Here is a 17,351-nt window from a genome sequence, read left to right as displayed (position 1 = left end):
GAACGAAAGAACTCATAGGAATTCGAGCAATCCTATGAGTTCTTATGAATTCTTATGAGTTCCTATGAGTTCCTAATTCCCTCCCTACTGACAATGCTCCCTTATCAGCCGACCAGCCAGTGGGTCGCCCAGTTCTTTGGCTTTTTCGAAGAGGGGGCATGCTTCCATTTTCTTGTTCTGGCGGACCAGGCAGACACCTTTCAGGCGGTAGCAGGAGGCGAAGTCGGGCGCCAGGGCCAGGGCTTTATCCAGGCTTCGGATCGATTCGTCGTATTTCTCCTGGCGCAGGTAGATCGAAGCTTCTTCCGCCAGGTAGTTGGGTTCCTGCGGTCGCATCTTGAGGGCCGCCTGTATATCTTCGAGCGCACCGGCGATATCGCCGCCGCGGAAACGCGCCTGCTGACGGTAGTAATAGAAACTATCGTCGACATGACCGTTCAACATGTCGTAATATAGATTGTAGTCGGCGATGGCTTCGTCGTACATCATCAGTTTCATCTTGTAATCGATCCGTTCCAGGAGATAGGCCAGCGTTTCGTTGGTCGGCTCGGGGCCGGTACGCACAATGGCGCTGTCCAATAAGACGATCAGGTCGCTGATATTCGTGCCCGGAATCTGCTCTTTCGCTTTAGCCGCCCAGTAGAAAGAGGAAGGCGAAGCGATCTCGCTTTCATTCACCTGCGCATAGCTTTCGTAAGCCTGCTCGTAGATCCCCATCGTGAAGTAGATATCCCCTTCCAGCTGATGATAAAGCGGTTGATCCTTTAGCTTGATCGCTTCCTGAAGGGTTTTCATCGCATCGGTCAGGCTCCATCCCTGATCGACGAAGGTCGTATCATGACTGGCCACGTCGAAGATCACTTTGGCCTTGGCATAAAGGATATCATTCTTCTCTCCTGTGCCCAACTTCAGGGCCGCTTCGTAATCTTTCTTCGCCAAATCCAGAAAGCTATTCGCCGGCTGAGCTGTTGCTTCGGCCAGATCCGTATAGCGATAAGCATAATGAGAGGCACGACTCAGGTAGGCATCGAGGCTATTCGGGAAGGTGGCGATATAATCATTCAATGTTTCCAGATAGGTCGTGGCATCCTGTGAGCTCGACAACAGATAAAGCGCCACCTGCGCCTGCTCGGGATCTGCCGGCCAGGCTTTCCGGATACCGATATCGGTATAGGTCTTACTCAACAGGTCGACAGACGAAAGCGTCAACGAGCGGATATAACCCGCCGAGATCGCGTAAGAGATCGCCTTGTCGCCCCCCGCATCATCCTGCATCAGGCCCAAAGCCAAACCGTCTTCCGTCAAGACCGGCACGTTCATGGCCTGGGGAGAGTCGAACGGGATCGTCGTCTTGTAGTAACCGTAAGGCGCCGTGACCGTACTGACTTCGGTGATCGTTCCCTGACTGAAAGCCGTACTCTTGCCTTTGGCATAAGGAAGCATATAAAGGGCAGCCCCTACCGCTTGGGGTTCATTGGCTACGGTCAGGTAAACCACTTTCTTCGGCACATTCGCCTTCACCCGGATCACGTCGTACAGATCGTTGGCGCCCAGGATGGAGACGACCGGATAGGTATTACCGTCGGTATCCGTGACGGTGGCTTTCTCCGCCCCTTTGAAAAGGGTATAACCGGTAAGCACTTCGCCGGTCTCGGTCACAAAGAAACCCGTTCCGGTATGGAGCGTCTTATTCTCTTTTCCGTAAGTCGTGATCGTCACCACTGCCTTACGCTGCTTCTCCAACCATTTGGGCGCTTTCTTCTGAGCCGCCAGCGCAAACGTCAGGCAACACATCATCACCAATAAGCCTATTCTTTTCATTCCTATCTGTTTGTTAATGACGCAAAAGTAATTATTTATCTTTATTGCCGGGCTATTTCCGGTTATTATTGTCTGAATCAGGATTCTCAGGATTTAATAAATTCACAGGATCCGGGAATTCAGAGACTAACTATATCCTGTAAATTTATTAAATCCTGAGAATCCTGATTCAGACCTTCTTCTTTAGATTGGGTAGGAACCAAGTCACCAACCCCAGGAGCGGCATATAGGCGCAAAGATGGTAGACCGCTTCGATTCCATAGACATCCGCCAGGCGTCCGAGGATGGCAGAGGCGATACCGCCGATGCCGAAAGCAAAACCAAAGAAGAGTCCGGAGACCAATCCCAATTTATACGGCAAAAGTTCCTGTGCATACACCAGGATCGCCGGAAAAGCGGAAGAGATAATCAGTCCGATGCAAAACGTCAGGACGACGGTCCACGTCAGTCCGACGTAAGGCAGTATCAGTGTGAAAGGCGCCGCCCCGAGGATCGAGAGCCAGATCACATATTTCCGTCCGATGCGATCGCCCAGCGGTCCGCCCAAGAGCGTGCCGATCGCCGTGGCCACGAGATAGACAAAGAGCAACACCTGCGAATGGGAGATCGTCACGTCGAACTTCTCGATCAGATAGAAAGTATAATAACTCGACAGACTTGCCGTATACACATATTTGGAGAAGATCAGCAACAATAGGACCCCGATGGCAAAGACCGTCTGCCGCAGTGGCAAGGGCATGACGACGGCAGTTTTCGCTTCGGCCCTCTCCCGTTTGATACGGGTCAGGTAACGCTTATACCATTGGGTGATGGGGATCATGATCAGGATCGCCACGAAAGCGAAGATCGAGAACCAGGCGATGTTTTGCCTGCCGTAGGGTGCCACCAGAAAAGCCACCAACAGCGGTCCCAGCGCTCCACCGAAGTTACCGCCCACCTGAAAGATCGACTGCGCCAATCCGCGTCGGCCGCCGGAAGCCAGCGAAGTGATGCGCGACGCTTCGGGATGGGTCACCGACGAGCCGATCCCCACCAGAAACACCGAGATTAAGATGCCATAGAAAGAAGTCACCTGCGAAAGGCTCACCAGCCCCACCAACGTAAAGCTCATGCCGATCGGCAAGGCGCGGCTCACAGGGTATTTATCGAAAAACCAACCGACAACGGGTTGAAACACGGAAGCCGCCAACTGATATGCCAGCGTAATAATGCCGATCTGCGTAAAGCTGATCAACAGTTCCTCTTTGATCAACGGATACGAAGCGGAGATCACCGACTGCAAGGCATCGTTGATCAGATGCACCATACTCAAGGCGATCAATACCCGGAAAGAAGTCTTATTCATCTGCCGTATGCAAGATAAAGGTGGTCGCCCCGATCGTTACGATCGCGCCCGTTTCGATATTCACCCGTTCGTTCTTGCCCAACAGGGTGTTGAAAAGGAAAGTGCCCGTCAGGCTGGGGAAGTCGCGCAACGAATAGATGTATTTCCCTTCGGTATCGGCCTTCACCTGGATCACACAATGCTTGCGTCCCATGCTCGGATCGCTCGTGATGATCGGCACATCCACGCCGTCGGTATCTTTGTTGCGCCGTCCGATCACGTTGTCGCCTTCTACCAGCGGCAGTTCCTGCTTGTAGCCGAAGCTATTCTCGATCACCGAGATATATCCTTTGGAGAAATCGGCCTCTTTCACCTCTTCCAACTCACCGTCTTTCGTGCGGACGACCTTCCGTCCCAGACGGATCTTAAACTGGTGCCCACATTGCGGACAGACAAACGCCAACACCTTCCCTTGCGGGAAACGGGTCTCATCGAATGCCATTTGATTGTCGCACTTGGGGCAGAATATTCGTTTCATCTCTTTGGGTCTGCTGTTTCGCGCACAAAGATACGGCTTTATCCCTATTTTCCGCTTTATTACGGGCGCTTTTCCGAAAAGCAGGCTTTGCTTTTCCGGTACGCCGCCGGGAGTTTTGGGTAAGAGGTACGTCAAAAATATTTTTGAGGTACGTCAAAATCATTTTTGAGGTACGTCTAAATTCGTTTTGAGGTACCTCTAAATTTGTTTTGAGGTACCTCTAAATAATAAAGCCGGGCGGCTGTTGAAAAAACGCCGGTATAGCGTGCCCAAAAAAGCGCAGGAGAACGAGAAATATTCACTACATTTGTCTGCCTAAAAAGTAAACTGCCGAATGATCGATCAACCCACCATAGACCGGATCCTCGATGCGGCGAATATCGTCGACGTGGTATCCGAATTCGTCACGCTCCGTCGACGGGGCGTCAACTATGTGGGACTCTGCCCGTTCCACTCCGACAAGACGCCGTCTTTTTATGTCTCACCGGCCAAGAATATCTGCAAATGTTTCGCTTGTGGCGAAGGCGGCACGTCGGTGCATTTCGTGATGAAGCACGAGCAATTGGGTTACTTCGACGCCTTGCGCTTCCTGGCCAAGAAATACAATATAGAGATCCAGGAACGGGAGTTGACCGAACGCGAGAAGCAGGTACGCAACGACCGCGAGAGTATGTTGATCGTCAATACCTGGGCAGGGCAGTACTTTTCCAAGCTCTTGCACGAAAACGAAGAAGGACGCAACATCGGCTTGCGTTACTTTAAGGAACGCGGGTTCCGCGAAGACACGATAAAGAAATTCCAACTGGGCTACAGCCTCGACAAATGGGACGCGCTCTATCAGGAAGCGACCCAAAGTGGTTACAAAAAAGAATACCTGGAGAAAACGGGGCTGGTGATTGCCTACGAGAACGGCAAGGTGAACGACCGGTTTCGCGGCCGCGTGATGTTCCCGGTGCATACCTTGAGCGGCAAGGTGGTGGCTTTCGGCGGACGTATCTTGAAAAAAGACGACAAGACCGCCAAGTATGTCAACTCGCCCGAGAGTGAGATCTACCACAAAGGCAACGAGCTCTACGGCATCTTCTTTGCCAAGCAACAGATCGTCAAAGCCGACCGTTGTTACCTGGTCGAAGGCTATACCGATGTGATCTCCATGCACCAGGCGGGCGTGGAGAATGTCGTCGCCTCGTCGGGCACGGCATTGACGCAGGGACAGATCCGGTTGATCCACCGCTTTACCAACAATATCACCGTGCTCTACGACGGCGACGCCGCCGGCATCAAAGCAGCCCTGCGCGGGATCGATCTGCTGTTGGAAGAAGGCATGAATGTCAAAGTCGTTCTCCTACCCGAGAACGAAGACCCCGACTCTTTCGCCCGCAAACACAATGCCACGCAGTTCGCCGAATATATCCAAGCCAACGAAACGGACTTTATCCGGTTTAAAACCAAACTCTTGTTGGAAGAAGCCGGAGAAGACCCGATCAAACGCTCGGCATTGATCAGTGATATCGTGCGCTCGGTGGCCATTATCCCCGATAACATCGCCCGCACGGTATATATCCGCGAATGCAGCGGTATGCTGGAGATCGACGAACGGGTATTGCTCAACGAAGTCAATAAGATTCAACTGGCCAACCAGGAGAAGCGGGCGACCGCTACCCCACCGGCGCCTCAGGTTCCGGACTATCCCGGCTATCAAACCCAGGCAGCGGATCCGAATACGCCACCGCCCGACTTTCCGCCTCCGTTGCCCGACAACTACCTGCCGGAAGAAGGCGAAATGCCTCCGCCCCCACCCGAAGAGCATACACCCGTTGCCCCGGTGCCGCCACGTTCACCTTTCGAGATGTACGAGGCCGCCCTGTTGCGCTATGTCGTGCGCTACGGCGAGCAGGAACTTTACCACTATAAAGACGAAGAGACCGGCGAGGAAGAATCCTGTCTGGTGATCGACTATATATATAATGAGTTGGCGCAAGACGATCTCTCTTTCCAGAATCCGCTCTACAAAGAGATATTGGAAGAAGGCATAAGTCACCTGAACGACGAAGGCTTTATCGCCAGCCGGTTCTTCCTGCACCACCCCCACCCTGGCATCAGCCGGATGGCGGTCAACCTGATGAGCGACAAATACCAGTTGAGTAAGTATCATTCCAAATTCCGCGACCTGGAAAAGGAAGAAGACAAGCTGCAGACCTATGTCATCAAAGACCTCTTCGCTTTGAAAGACGCGTATATCAATCACCGGATCAAAACCGTTCAGAGTAAACTCAAAGAAGCCCAGCAGGCAGGCCAACACGAAGAAGTGATCCGGCTGATGACCCGGCTGACGGAACTGAACAAGATCAAAAACCTGCTCTGCAAGCAGCTGGGAGAAAGAATCGTGATAAAAATGTAAAGAAATAACCCGCCGCTGTGATTTATCCGGCGAACGGGCGACTAATAAGAAAGACTACTAAATAATAAAAAAACAAGTGTGTATGTACTTCTTAGAGACTGAGGATGTGGTGAAGCAGTTTGCCCATCACCGTGCCCTGGATAAAGTAAGTATTCAGGTTCCTCAAGGAAAAATATTCGGCCTCTTAGGCCCGAATGGAGCAGGAAAGACCACCCTGATCCGTATCATTAACCGGATTACCGCACCCGATAGCGGTAAAGTATTCTTCAACGGAAGAGAATCGCAGCCCGAGGACATCTATCAGATCGGCTACCTGCCGGAAGAACGCGGCTTGTACAAAAAGATGAAAGTCGGCGAACAAGCCGTTTACCTCGCCCAGCTCAAAGGCCTCCCCTATATGACGGCGCGCGAACGATTGATCCATTGGTTCGAGAAATTCGATATCATGCCCTGGTGGAACAAAAAGGTAGAAGAGCTATCCAAAGGCATGCAGCAGAAGATTCAATTCGTTGCCACCGTGATCCACGAGCCGGCACTGTTGATCTTCGACGAACCGTTCAGCGGCTTCGACCCGATCAACGCCGAATTGTTGAAAAAAGAAATCCTCGAACTCAAAGAAGCCGGACATACGGTGATCTTCTCGACCCACAATATGGCGTCGGTCGAAGAGATCTGCGACGATATCGCATTGATCAACCGTTCGCAGGTCGTGCTCTCCGGACAGGTCGACGCCGTACGCGAACGCTACAAGACCCACAACTACACCCTGCGCATCAAAGGAAACCCCGGCACACTGCCCGCCTGGTGCACGGTGCTGGATGAGAAGGAACGCAACGGCATCACCGAACTGCGGATCCATAAAGCGGAAGATGTGGGCAATTCCGAACTATTGACCACCCTGGCCGGTCAATGTGAGTTGATCTCTTTCATGGAAGAAACGCCTTCGATGAACGATATCTTTATTAAAGTCGTATCCGAAAGTAACAGTCAAGAATCATGAATAAGATAGGATTAATTATCAAAAGAGAATACCTGCACAGGGTGAGTAAAAAGTCATTTATTATCATGACTTTATTGATGCCTCTGTTGATGGTGGCATTGGTGTTCGTGCCTCTGTGGCTGGCCAGCATCAAAGGCAGCGAGATCCGCAACGTGGTGGTGATCGACGCCACGGGTAAATACGCACCGTTGTTCGAAGATACGGAAAACTACCACTTCAGTCAGAGCCAGCAGTCGCTCGACGACTACCGCAACAACCCCGACAAAGAAGTCTATGCCATCCTCAATATCACCGGCGACCTCTTAGCCAATCCCAAAGCGGCCACCCTGTATTCCGAGAAACAGGTGCCCGGCGAACTGAGCCGTATCGTCAACCAGACGATACGCACCCAACTGGAAGACGACAAATTGGCGACTTTCGATATTGCCAATCTGAAAGAGATCATCGAAGAGAGTAAGGTAAGCTTTGATGTTCAGACGATCAAATGGAGTACGGACGGCACCGAGCAGGTTTCTTCGGCCGAGGTGGCGTCCATCGTGGGGATGATCTTTACGATGATCGTGTATATGTTTGTGATGATCTACGGCGCGATGGTGATGTCGAGCGTAGTGGAAGAAAAGACCAGCCGCATCATGGAGATCATGGTCTCCTCGGTACGTCCGTTCGATCTGATGATGGGAAAAATCATCGGCATCGGCATGGTTGGGCTGACGCAGATCTTTATGTGGGGCATCCTATTGGCCGTCTTCTTCGCCGGAGGCAGCTTCTTCTTTGGCGGAAGTATGGGTATGGATGCCGAAGCCTTGCAACAAGGCATGCAGATGGGCGCGGCATCGGGTGTCGAGATGGAAGCGATGAACCAGCCGGGCGCGAAGATCTTTGCCATGATCCATACGGTCAACTTCACCGAGATCGGTATCTTCTTCGTGATCTTCTTTATCGGAGGTTATATGCTTTATGCTTCACTCTTTGCGGCAATCGGCTCGGCGGTGAGCAATGCGGAAGATACCTCGCAGTTTATGGCGCCAATCACGATCCTGATGGTCTTTGCGCTCTATGCCGGGATCTACAGCATGGATAATCCCGACGGACCGCTGGCGTTCTGGTGTTCGATGATCCCGTTTACCTCGCCGATCGTGATGATGGTGCGCATACCTTTCGGTATTCCGATTTGGGAGCAACTGCTTTCGGTGGTCGTCCTGTATGCCTCGTTTATCGGCATGATCTGGCTTTCAGCCAAGATCTACCGGGTAGGAATTCTGATGTACGGGAAGAAGCCCAGCTTCAAGGAGATGGCGAAATGGTTGAAGTATAAATAAGGATTAAGGGGCTTAAGCCCCTTAATCCCCTTAAGCTCCTAATTACCCCATCTTACTAATCTTCCTTAACCGCTCTTCATCGATCAGTTTGATCTTACGGCCGTCCAGAGCAATGATATGCTCAGAGACAAAGGTGGATAAGGTGCGAATAGCATTGGAGGTCGTCATGTTCGACAGATTCGCCAGGTCTTCCCGGGCCAGGTAAATGCTCAGGGTAGCTCCGTCTTCTTCCAGTCCATAGCTATCTTTGAGGAATAACAGGGACTCAGCCAGACGCCCCCGGATATGTTTCTGCGTCAGATTGACCGTACGCTCGTCGGCCACCCCCAGGTCGATCGACAATTGACGGATAAAGAACATCGCTAACTGGGGATTCCCCATTAACAACTCCTCCACCACCGCCATAGGGATCATGCAGACAACCGAAGATTCAAATGCTGCCGCATTAGTCAGGTATGACTCCTGCGCAAAGGATGCCCGATAAGCAAAGTACTGGATGGGTTTGATCATGCGGATGATCTGGCTTCTGCCGCCTACCCCTTCTTTAAAGATCTTGACTTTGCCTTTTAATAAGCACATCATGTCCTTTGGTTCGTCGCCCTCACAGTAGATCAGTTCGTTACGCTTGAACTGCTGGATCGTCGAATTTTGCCGGAGAATCTCTCTTTCCTTTTCAGTCAAGACTCTCCATAACTCTGATAAACTAGCCGAAATATCGACTTCTACATTCTGTTGTTTAACCACGACTGCTGTATAACATACTTATGAAGCACAAATATAGAACATTATTTCCAAAACAATAACAGTTTTTCTTTGTTTTAATACGTCAGCCTATGACAATTGATACAAAAGAGTCGTATCTTTCGGGTAATAAATCAGTAATTTTGTCGTAAAGACCGTTTTAATATTGAACAGATATAGCGTCATATTATTCTTACTACTCCTCTCTGTAAGCCTCCGGGGCAAGACCCCAGACACTTATGGCGAGAATTTCATGTCTTTCCCTTATGCGACGGCGGAGTCCCGGTATCAGGCCGATTCGATCATGCAATACGTCATCGAACACTCCATTGAATATGCCAATGCGATCTCCCGATACAAAGCGGGCATCTACATCAAAGGGCGGACGGAGATTCTGAAAAACAATTTCCTCATCCAATATGCCAACCATCTCTTCCCGGTCGAACGCAAGAAGCCGGATGTGATCTTCGAGATGTTCAGCGAGTCCGAATACGAAGCGCCCAACCTCTACAAACATGACTTCAAGGCGGTAAATGGGAATACCATCCCCAGCCGTAGCAAACAGCAGGAGCTTATCTCGTTCCTCAACCTGAATGTCTATGCGCCGACGATCTACGACGAAGCGATCATCACCCCGGTTGGCCGCAAAGCCTTCAGATATTATGAGTTCAATCTGGAAGAGATCATCGAAGAAGACGACAGCCGGGTGTTCCGTATCCGTTTCCTGCCCAAGCAATGGAGCCAGAAGCTTACCAGCGGCGACCTCTACATCCGGGACAACGAATGGCGCATCGAAAAGATAGAGATGAACGGAAGAAATGACTTCGCGGAGTTCAATCTGGTGGTGAACTTCGGGCATAAATACGGACAACTGATATTGCCCAACACCTCCGATCTGTCGCTGCGCTACAAAGTATTGGGCAATGTGGTCGTAAGCACCTATCATTCGTCTTTCCACTACACCGAACTCGAATGGGTCAAACTGGAAAAGCTCAAAGAGAAAAAGAATGGCAAAAGGGAATGGAAAGCGCTCGACCTGTCGAACTACTATACGATCCTGTCCGACTCGATTCCTTTTGTCCGGGAAGATGACTATTGGGAAAACAAAAGAGATATCCCTTTGACCGATGAAGAAAAAGGCGTCTACGCGATCAATTACATCAAACCCAAAGCGAATGAGAAAGATACGACGGACGTGAACCACATGAAAGTGGCGGAACAGTTGATGAGCGACGCTACGTTCGACTTCTACTCGACGCGCGTTCGCTATTCCGGTTTGTTGAATCCCTTCCAGTTGAGTTATTCATCGCGCAACGGTGTAACCTACAAACAACGCCTGCGCATCACGAAGACCTTCAAAAACGATCGTCAACTGGTGATCCGCCCCGAGGTCGGTATCGTTTTCAAACGCAAAGAACTCTTTTACAAGCTCCGGAGCCAATGGCACTACAAGCCGGAGAAGATGGGTTCACTCGAGTTCGTGATCGCCAACGACAACCAGACGTATTCGTCCCAGATGATGCGCGACATCAACGATCATCTGAAAGACTCCCTGTTCAATTTCAACGATCTGAACCTGAATTACTACCGGCATTACTATGTCGACCTGAAGAATACGATCGAATTGTCGAACGGTTTCCTCTTTGAAGCGGGCGTCGGCCATCACAAACGCGTACCGGTCAAAGCGAAACCGGCCAAAGATCCCGGCGAGGACGTCGAAGAGATCATCAATGAGACCTATTACGACTTCATCCCCCGGATCAGTTTTACCTATACGCCCCGGCAATTCTACCGGATGAACGGCAAACGGAAAGAATATGTCTACTCCTACTATCCGACGATCTCACTGACCTTCGCCCGGGGGATTCCCGGTGTGATGAAAAGCACGGGTGACTATGGCCGGTTGGAGATGGATGTGCATCAAAGCCTGAAAATCGGCTCTTCCCTCAAGCGGATCAATTATCACGTGAGTGGTGGGCTTTATACGAAACAGAAATCGACCTACTTCGCCGAGTTCGAATACTTCGCCCGCCGGAACTTCCCGGAGTCGTGGGAAGAGCGCATCGGTGGGGTCTTCCATACCTTGCAAAGGGAATGGTTCAACGCCTCCGACAAGTACGTGCAATCACACATCATGTACGAGAGTCCTTTTATCCTGTTTAACCTCTTCGACAAGAGAGCCACCAAGCACGTACTCTCCGAACGCCTTTACCTGGGCCACGTATGCACGCCGGCATTGAACAACTATACGGAAGTAGGCTATGGCTTCGGTAATTCAATCTTTAACGTAGCTATCTTTGCCGGCTTCCACAAACACGAATACAATCGCGTGGGCTTCCGGTTCACGTTCGAGATTGAATAAGGGGAGTAAAGGCTTTAAGGGGATTACGGAAGAAGCCTGACAATCATCACCCCTTTATTGCTTTTGATGCGCTTGACGTAGGCGGATAAAGATTCTTTATTGATGATCACTTGCTTGGCAGCCGAAGAGGAGGCGTGGATAAAGATCAGTTCATCGTTTTGCCAATAGGCGATGCCGACATGGGAGAGATCCAGGCCGTTGATGGTAGTAACAAATCCGATCATATCGCCACTCTTGATCTCCCTACTCCGCGCGTCGATCTCTTCTTCCGGAATATAGAAATAAGAACGGGAACTGATCTCTTTTTCTTTCATTTCAATCCGCGCGATTCGTTCGGGGTTGCCGTTCAGCTGTTTGTAGCTCTCCGGATGGGTAGACATAAAAGAGAGATTCAAATCCAACGGCTTCCCTCCTATTTCTTTCGTTACATCCTTCACCAGCCCTTTACGTGCATTGACGTAGATCCAGTCCGACGTATAATGCAGGCGGTCGGTATAGTCGGTGATCCGCCCTTCCCGGTAACGCAGGTGTTGCAGGTTCCGGCAAAACGTATCAAAAGAAGGATCTTCGCTTTGAAGGGTTTGCGTCAGGCTGATCACATTCTCCACGAAGGTGGAGCAGTCCATCTCCCGCAGGTTGATCACCAGGCCTTCCGGTTCTTTCTCCAGGGTAGCGCCCACATAGGGCGTGCCGAGAAAGAAAAGGGCCGCTTCAACGATCAATTGATCCGTCGGCAGGTCCTTTTTCGCTTGCATCGTGGAGAGATAACGGGCGAAGATCGCCTGATCTTCCGGAGAGTAGTAACGTTCTTCTGCTTTGCCTTTCGCACAAGCACCCAGGAAAACAAGGCAGAGGGCGAGCCAAAATATAGGGTATGTATTCCGTTTCATATCTTATTCCTTTTTCGTAGCCAATTGATCCTGTAGTTTGATCAATTCATCCCGGTATTGTGCCGCTTCGATAAATTCGAGTTTCTTGGCAGCTTCCGTCATCAGTTTCTTCGTGCGTTCGATGGATTTCTCCAACTGCGGACGTGTCATATATCGGATCACCGGATCAGCCACCAGGCTGGCTTCCGGTTCGATATACATCCGTTGTTCCGCACCCGCAGACTTATCACTACCCAGAAGAGAGACACTTGTCTTGACGATCTGCGTAGGCGTAATACCATGCATCTCATTGTAAGCCAACTGCTTCTCGCGCCGCCGGCTGGTTTCTTCCATCGTCAGACGCATACTCTCCGTGATCTTATCGGCATAGAAGATCACCTTACCGTTCACATTACGTGCCGCACGTCCGGCAGTCTGCGTCAACGAACGATGCGAACGCAGGAATCCCTCCTTGTCGGCATCCAGGATCGCAACCAATGAAACCTCGGGCAGGTCGAGCCCTTCCCGTAAAAGATTCACCCCGATCAACACATCAAACAAGCCTTTGCGCAGGTCTTCCATAATCTGTACGCGCTCCAATGTTTCCACATCGCTATGGATATAGTTACACCGTATGCCCATCCGGGTCAGGTAAGCCGTCAGTTCTTCGGCCATGCGTTTGGTCAGGGTAGTGACCAGGATGCGTTCGTCCTTGGCGGCACGCAGGGTTATTTCTTCCATCAGGTCATCGATCTGATTCAAGGTCGGGCGCACATCGATGATCGGATCCAACAGTCCGGTCGGGCGAATCAGCTGATCGACCACTACCCCTTCGCTCTTCGCAAGTTCATAATCCGCCGGAGTAGCACTGACATAGATCGCCAGGTCGTTCAACGATTCAAACTCATCGAAGGTCAGCGGACGGTTATCCATCGCCGCAGGCAGGCGGAAACCATATTCCACCAGGTTCTTCTTCCGCGAATAGTCGCCGCCGTACATCGCACGGATCTGCGGAATCGTCACATGGCTCTCGTCGATCACCAAGAGGAAGTCTTTCGGGAAGTAATCCAAGAGACAGTAAGGCCGCTCCCCTTGTGCGCGTCCGTCGAAGTAGCGGGAGTAGTTCTCGATACCTGAACAATGTCCCAGTTCGCGGATCATCTCCAGATCGAAGGTGACCCGTTCGTAAAGTCGTTTGGCTTCAAAAGGTTTACCGATCTGCTTGAGGAACTCCACCTGGGTACCCAGGTCGACATCGATCTGACCGATGGCGTTGTTCAAGCGTTCCTGGGTGGTCACGAACAGGTTCGTCGGATAGATATTCAGTTCGTCCTGCTCGTCGATCTCTACACCCGTCTGCGGATTGAAAGAAGAGATGCGTTCGATCTCATCGCCCCAGAACTCGATGCGGTAGGCCACCCCATCGTAGCTTTCGATCGCCGGGAAGATATCCACCGTATCGCCGTTCACCCGGAACGTGCCGCTCTGGAAGTCGATCTTATTATTCATATACAAGGCATCGACAAACCGGCGCAACAGGACGTCACGGTCGATCACCATGCCCCGCCGGATATTCGTCACCTTCTCGGCAAACGCCGTCGGATCCGCCATACCGTACAGGCAGGAAACGGAAGAGATCACGATCACATCCTTCCGGCCCGACAAGAGCGAAGCCGTCGCCCGCAAGCGCAACTTATCAATCTCGTCATTGATCTGAAGATCTTTCTCAATATAGGTATCCGTCGTAGGCAGATAGGCCTCCGGCTGGTAATAATCGTAGTAGGAAACGAAATACTCGACCGCATTGTGGGGAAAGAAAGCGCTGAACTCACTGTAGAGCTGCGCCGCCAGGGTTTTGTTATGGCTCAATATCAATGTCGGCCGTTGGATCTCTTTGATTACATTGGCAATAGTAAAGGTTTTGCCCGAACCGGTCACACCTAACAGGGTCTGAAAGGGCACACCGGATCGGATCCCTTCGGTAAGCGCGGCAATGGCTTCCGGCTGGTCACCTGTAGGACTGAAAGCAGATGTTAATTCAAAATTCATTCGTTAGATTGTCTCTTCAGGCATAATCATCCAAAGGATGAGATAAACAATGGCGCCGGCAAAAACCGTAAAAACGGACAACAAGACGTAAGCCACACGTGCTATCGTCGGATCGATATCCAGATACTTGGCAATCCCGCCACACACACCGCCGATCATCTTTTCTGTTCTCGAGCGCATTAATCTTTTCTTTTGTTCCATGGTTGTTTCTTTCTTTGTAATTACTTTACAAAAGTAGTGATTCGCCTACACAATTACAAATTGAACCAGTAATTCAGTTTGACCATAAAGACATTTGTCGCCGGCAAGCCGAACATCCGGTTCAGGTTGTCGTTCCATCCACTCTCCCAATACGGATCGCGCTGCGACATGGAATGTTCCCAGACAAAGTACAAGGTAGATCCCGGTCGGTATTCCCAACGGGCCACCAGGTTGGAGCGAAACTCATTGAAGCTGAAATCCGGATCTTTGAAACGGTAGGCTACTTCCCCACTGCGCACTACGGAGTAGATCCCTTCCGAAAGTGAAATCTCCGCCGAAGTAAAGGTATGAAAACGCTCATCCGGCTGACGTGACTTCGGATCCATCGCCATCTTGAACGTATCGAACTTCCCGGTGGAAGTAAAAGGTGAGCCATAGAACTGAAGTGAGATATCGGGCGTGACATTCACCTGCACCTTCATCGTCAGTCCGTAAGTACGTTGCTCCAGATGTCCCACGATATAGGCGGGAGGAAGATAATCGTAATCTTTGACCGTCGCCACATATTCCATGTGATCCGTATTGAAGACATAGTTAAACTCGCCCGACAGGTAGACATGGTTTCCCCACTTATACGTCAGGCTGGGCGTCAAGGTATTGAACCGGTAATCGCCCCGCACATTATGATCGGCCGAATACTTCAGGGTGAAAGCCATGCGCTTTGCCTTATCCGTATTAAAAGAAGCGACTGTATTGTTCCATCCGCCGAAACGGATATCCGGCCCACCCCGCAGGCGGCGCGTATGCACCCAGTTCCAACCTCTCGTCTGCGCCACGGATAGTTCATAGCGGTTAATAAACATTGTCTTCCATTGCAAAGCGAGACTGTTTCCGTAGGAGCTGCCGCCATAATCCCATTGGTTGCCTTGCGTCAGGGTAAACGTATTGTTGCGAAAGATCTTCCAGGTATCCGTCTGCTTGAACTCAATCGTCGTCTCATTGGACAACTTATCCGCCTGCTTCAGGTAGCCGACATTGTTCAGGTCGAATCCGGGCGAAAGCCAGTTGAATGTCTCCGAGAACGACCAGCGCGCATTGCCTTTGCGCCCGACCTTCAGGTAACCGCCCGTACCATTCAGTGCCGTCCGTGTAGGATCTACTCCCAGATAATTCTGTGCCGAAGCCCGTTGATAATAATGTACCGGGCTTTGCTGAAGCAGTTGAATGGCTTCTTCGCTCCCCTGCAACGAGCTAAACATCGCTTTCAGGTCGATATAATACAAGCGGTTATTGAAATACTGCGTAAAATCAACGCCGGCCGTAAATGCATTCCGTACGATCCGGTCTTTCAGGTGCTGTTCGTTCAAGGCGCGGTTTACGGAAGTCAGCATCCCGCCCAAGAGGGTATTCCCTTTCCAGTTTTTCTGCACCCGGGCAACGGAATAGTTTGTCAACGGCTCCACGACCACCTTATCCTCCTGTCCGCCGGTAGTCACCCGGGCTGAGGAGCGTGCCGTCAAGCTCTGTACAATGCCCAATGTCAAGCCGTTCCGGTTCGTACCCGTCAGCTTCAAAGCGCCGATAATCGGCACATTCTCCTTCGTTTCCACAAAGTCGCCTCCCGGCGTATACGAAGGCATGGCCCCTATCCGGCGCGTATAAAACATCATATCGCTTCCGTTATTGAAATCCATGATATGCTTCCCTTCCAGGAAAAAAGGGCGTTTCTCGTCGTAGAAGGTCTCGTAAGCTGTCAGGTTCATCACCGAAGGATCGAGCTCAACCTGCCCATAGTCCGGATTGATCGTGATATCCAGGGTAAAATCGGAGAGCGCCACCTTGGCATCCAAGCCGGCATTCCCATTCCAGTCGTTTCCTTTCTGGTACGGGCTTCCGGCAACCTTCGGGCTGCGCTGGTATTTCCCCATCACATAAGGTTGCAATTCGATGCCGCGCGGTTTGGGTAAGTCGTGCATCCCGTGCATCTCACCGAAAGAAAAGACATGCCCGTTATTCTTCAGGGGAATGATACTCCAGTTCTGCACTTCATTGTTGCGCCGGATAATGCGCCGCACATGCAAGCCCCAGATCCCCTCTTCGGATAGCTGGTTGTAACGAAGTTGACTGAAAGGGATGCGCAGTTCCGCCGTCCAGGAGGAATCGGCTTTGTTGATATGGGTACGTCCTTCCCAGACGGCATTCCAGCTCCGGTTGATATCCAGTTTATCGGTCACGATCAGGTCCGTCCGGTTCCCGCCCAGGTTCAGGTTGAACTCCGGCGCGGCACGGTAGTCATGATACGTATCGAAAGCAATACTGATCAGGTCGCCCAGGCTATTATCATCGCGGTTGCCGATAAACGCGTTCATGCCCTCCGGCACTTCATCCTTGCAATAGATCCCTACATATATATATCGGTCGTCGTACAACAGCTTCATCCGTGTCGGCGAGGGAGAAGGCTGGCGTTCATAGGGACTGACTTGCACGAAAGGCTCCGACCACTGCCCGTTCTCCGTCCAGAACGGCTCATCGATCCGCCCGTCCATCAACGGACGAATACCTTGTACACGGGTAATCGTATAGTTTCGTTTGTAGGCTTTATCCAGAGGAATAACCGAATCTTGCTGTGCCCAAACCGAGAAGTAACTGCATAAAAACAATATGGCGATGTAGTGTTTCATAATCGTATCAGATGAATATTCAAAAGTACGCATTTTCGCCGATTT

At 51.1% G+C, this 17,351-nt stretch carries 12 protein-coding genes; 4 read left to right on the top strand and 8 right to left on the bottom strand.

The annotated features are described in order from the left end of the window. Nucleotides 1-84: 84 nt before the first annotated feature. The 3 genes from M2133_RS10325 to M2133_RS10315 form a co-directional block, all read right to left on the bottom strand. Nucleotides 85-1,821: a trypsin-like peptidase domain-containing protein gene (locus M2133_RS10325; protein WP_277466043.1), complete on the bottom strand. Its 1,737-nt coding sequence runs from the start codon at nt 1,819-1,821 to the stop codon at nt 85-87. Nucleotides 1,822-1,990: 169 nt separating this feature from the next. Further along, nucleotides 1,991-3,166 carry an MFS transporter gene (locus M2133_RS10320; protein ID WP_277466042.1) on the bottom strand — a complete coding sequence of 392 codons (1,176 nt, stop codon included), beginning with the start codon at nt 3,164-3,166 and terminating at the stop codon, nt 1,991-1,993. Further along, entirely contained in the window at nt 3,159-3,683 is a 525-nt protein-coding gene (locus M2133_RS10315; RefSeq protein WP_277466041.1) for an FHA domain-containing protein, read from the bottom strand. Before M2133_RS10315 ends, M2133_RS10320 begins: the two co-directional genes overlap by 8 nt. A 334-nt stretch (nt 3,684-4,017) precedes the next feature. Here M2133_RS10315 and dnaG point away from each other — a divergent pair, with 334 nt between their 5' ends. The 3 genes from dnaG to M2133_RS10300 all read left to right on the top strand — a co-directional run bounded on the left by dnaG (nt 4,018) and on the right by M2133_RS10300 (nt 8,403). Continuing rightward, entirely contained in the window at nt 4,018-6,084 is a 2,067-nt protein-coding gene (gene dnaG / locus M2133_RS10310; protein WP_277466040.1) for a DNA primase, read from the top strand. Nucleotides 6,085-6,166: 82 nt separating this feature from the next. Beyond that, nucleotides 6,167-7,084 (top strand): ABC transporter ATP-binding protein, encoded by a 918-nt coding sequence (locus M2133_RS10305; protein ID WP_277466039.1) that lies wholly within the window; start codon nt 6,167-6,169, stop codon nt 7,082-7,084. Continuing rightward, nucleotides 7,081-8,403: an ABC transporter permease gene (locus tag M2133_RS10300; RefSeq protein ID WP_277466038.1), complete on the top strand. Its 1,323-nt coding sequence runs from the start codon at nt 7,081-7,083 to the stop codon at nt 8,401-8,403. Before M2133_RS10305 ends, M2133_RS10300 begins: the two co-directional genes overlap by 4 nt. 42 nt (nt 8,404-8,445) lie before the next feature. Here the strand turns inward: M2133_RS10300 and M2133_RS10295 are convergent, their stop codons facing one another. Next, nucleotides 8,446-9,147 (bottom strand): Crp/Fnr family transcriptional regulator, encoded by a 702-nt coding sequence (locus tag M2133_RS10295; protein ID WP_277466037.1) that lies wholly within the window; start codon nt 9,145-9,147, stop codon nt 8,446-8,448. A 250-nt stretch (nt 9,148-9,397) separates the two neighbouring features. Between M2133_RS10295 and M2133_RS10290 the strand changes: the two genes are divergently transcribed. Continuing rightward, the gene (locus tag M2133_RS10290) at nt 9,398-11,506 is read left to right on the top strand and encodes a DUF5686 family protein (RefSeq protein WP_277466036.1); all 2,109 of its coding nucleotides are present in this window, start codon (nt 9,398-9,400) and stop codon (nt 11,504-11,506) included. A 23-nt stretch (nt 11,507-11,529) separates the two neighbouring features. On the opposite strand, the gene M2133_RS10285 is transcribed toward M2133_RS10290, so the two are convergent. Genes M2133_RS10285 through M2133_RS10270 form a run of 4 tightly spaced genes read right to left on the bottom strand, consistent with a single transcriptional unit; the run spans nt 11,530 to nt 17,306 of the window. Further along, nucleotides 11,530-12,396, bottom strand: coding sequence for an N-acetylmuramoyl-L-alanine amidase-like domain-containing protein (locus M2133_RS10285; protein WP_277466035.1), 867 nt, complete (start codon nt 12,394-12,396; stop codon nt 11,530-11,532). A 3-nt stretch (nt 12,397-12,399) separates the two neighbouring features. After that, entirely contained in the window at nt 12,400-14,424 is a 2,025-nt protein-coding gene (uvrB, locus tag M2133_RS10280; RefSeq protein WP_277466034.1) for an excinuclease ABC subunit UvrB, read from the bottom strand. A gap of 3 nt (nt 14,425-14,427) precedes the next feature. Next, on the bottom strand, nt 14,428-14,625 hold the full coding sequence (locus tag M2133_RS10275) for a PspC domain-containing protein (protein ID WP_277466033.1): 198 nt from the start codon (nt 14,623-14,625) through the stop codon (nt 14,428-14,430). Nucleotides 14,626-14,678: 53 nt separating this feature from the next. Further along, nucleotides 14,679-17,306, bottom strand: coding sequence for a DUF5916 domain-containing protein (locus M2133_RS10270; protein ID WP_277466032.1), 2,628 nt, complete (start codon nt 17,304-17,306; stop codon nt 14,679-14,681). Between the last annotated feature and the right edge of the window lie 45 nt (nt 17,307-17,351).

Source organism: Parabacteroides sp. PF5-6, from assembly GCF_029504695.1.
Lineage (GTDB): Bacteria > Bacteroidota > Bacteroidia > Bacteroidales > Tannerellaceae > QVMG01.
The sequence above is the reverse complement of the archived record's forward strand: the minus strand, read 5'-3'. Positions and strand labels throughout refer to the sequence as shown.

Coding starts and splice junctions, on each gene's coding strand:
- M2133_RS10325 (WP_277466043.1), bottom strand. CDS start 1,821: ATGAAAAGAATAGGCTTATTGGTGATGATGTGTTGCCTGACGTTTGCG.
- M2133_RS10320 (WP_277466042.1), bottom strand. CDS start 3,166: ATGAATAAGACTTCTTTCCGGGTATTGATCGCCTTGAGTATGGTGCAT.
- M2133_RS10315 (WP_277466041.1), bottom strand. CDS start 3,683: ATGAAACGAATATTCTGCCCCAAGTGCGACAATCAAATGGCATTCGAT.
- dnaG (WP_277466040.1), top strand. CDS start 4,018: ATGATCGATCAACCCACCATAGACCGGATCCTCGATGCGGCGAATATC.
- M2133_RS10305 (WP_277466039.1), top strand. CDS start 6,167: ATGTACTTCTTAGAGACTGAGGATGTGGTGAAGCAGTTTGCCCATCAC.
- M2133_RS10300 (WP_277466038.1), top strand. CDS start 7,081: ATGAATAAGATAGGATTAATTATCAAAAGAGAATACCTGCACAGGGTG.
- M2133_RS10290 (WP_277466036.1), top strand. CDS start 9,398: ATGTCTTTCCCTTATGCGACGGCGGAGTCCCGGTATCAGGCCGATTCG.
- M2133_RS10285 (WP_277466035.1), bottom strand. CDS start 12,396: ATGAAACGGAATACATACCCTATATTTTGGCTCGCCCTCTGCCTTGTT.
- uvrB (WP_277466034.1), bottom strand. CDS start 14,424: ATGAATTTTGAATTAACATCTGCTTTCAGTCCTACAGGTGACCAGCCG.
- M2133_RS10275 (WP_277466033.1), bottom strand. CDS start 14,625: ATGGAACAAAAGAAAAGATTAATGCGCTCGAGAACAGAAAAGATGATC.
- M2133_RS10270 (WP_277466032.1), bottom strand. CDS start 17,306: ATGAAACACTACATCGCCATATTGTTTTTATGCAGTTACTTCTCGGTT.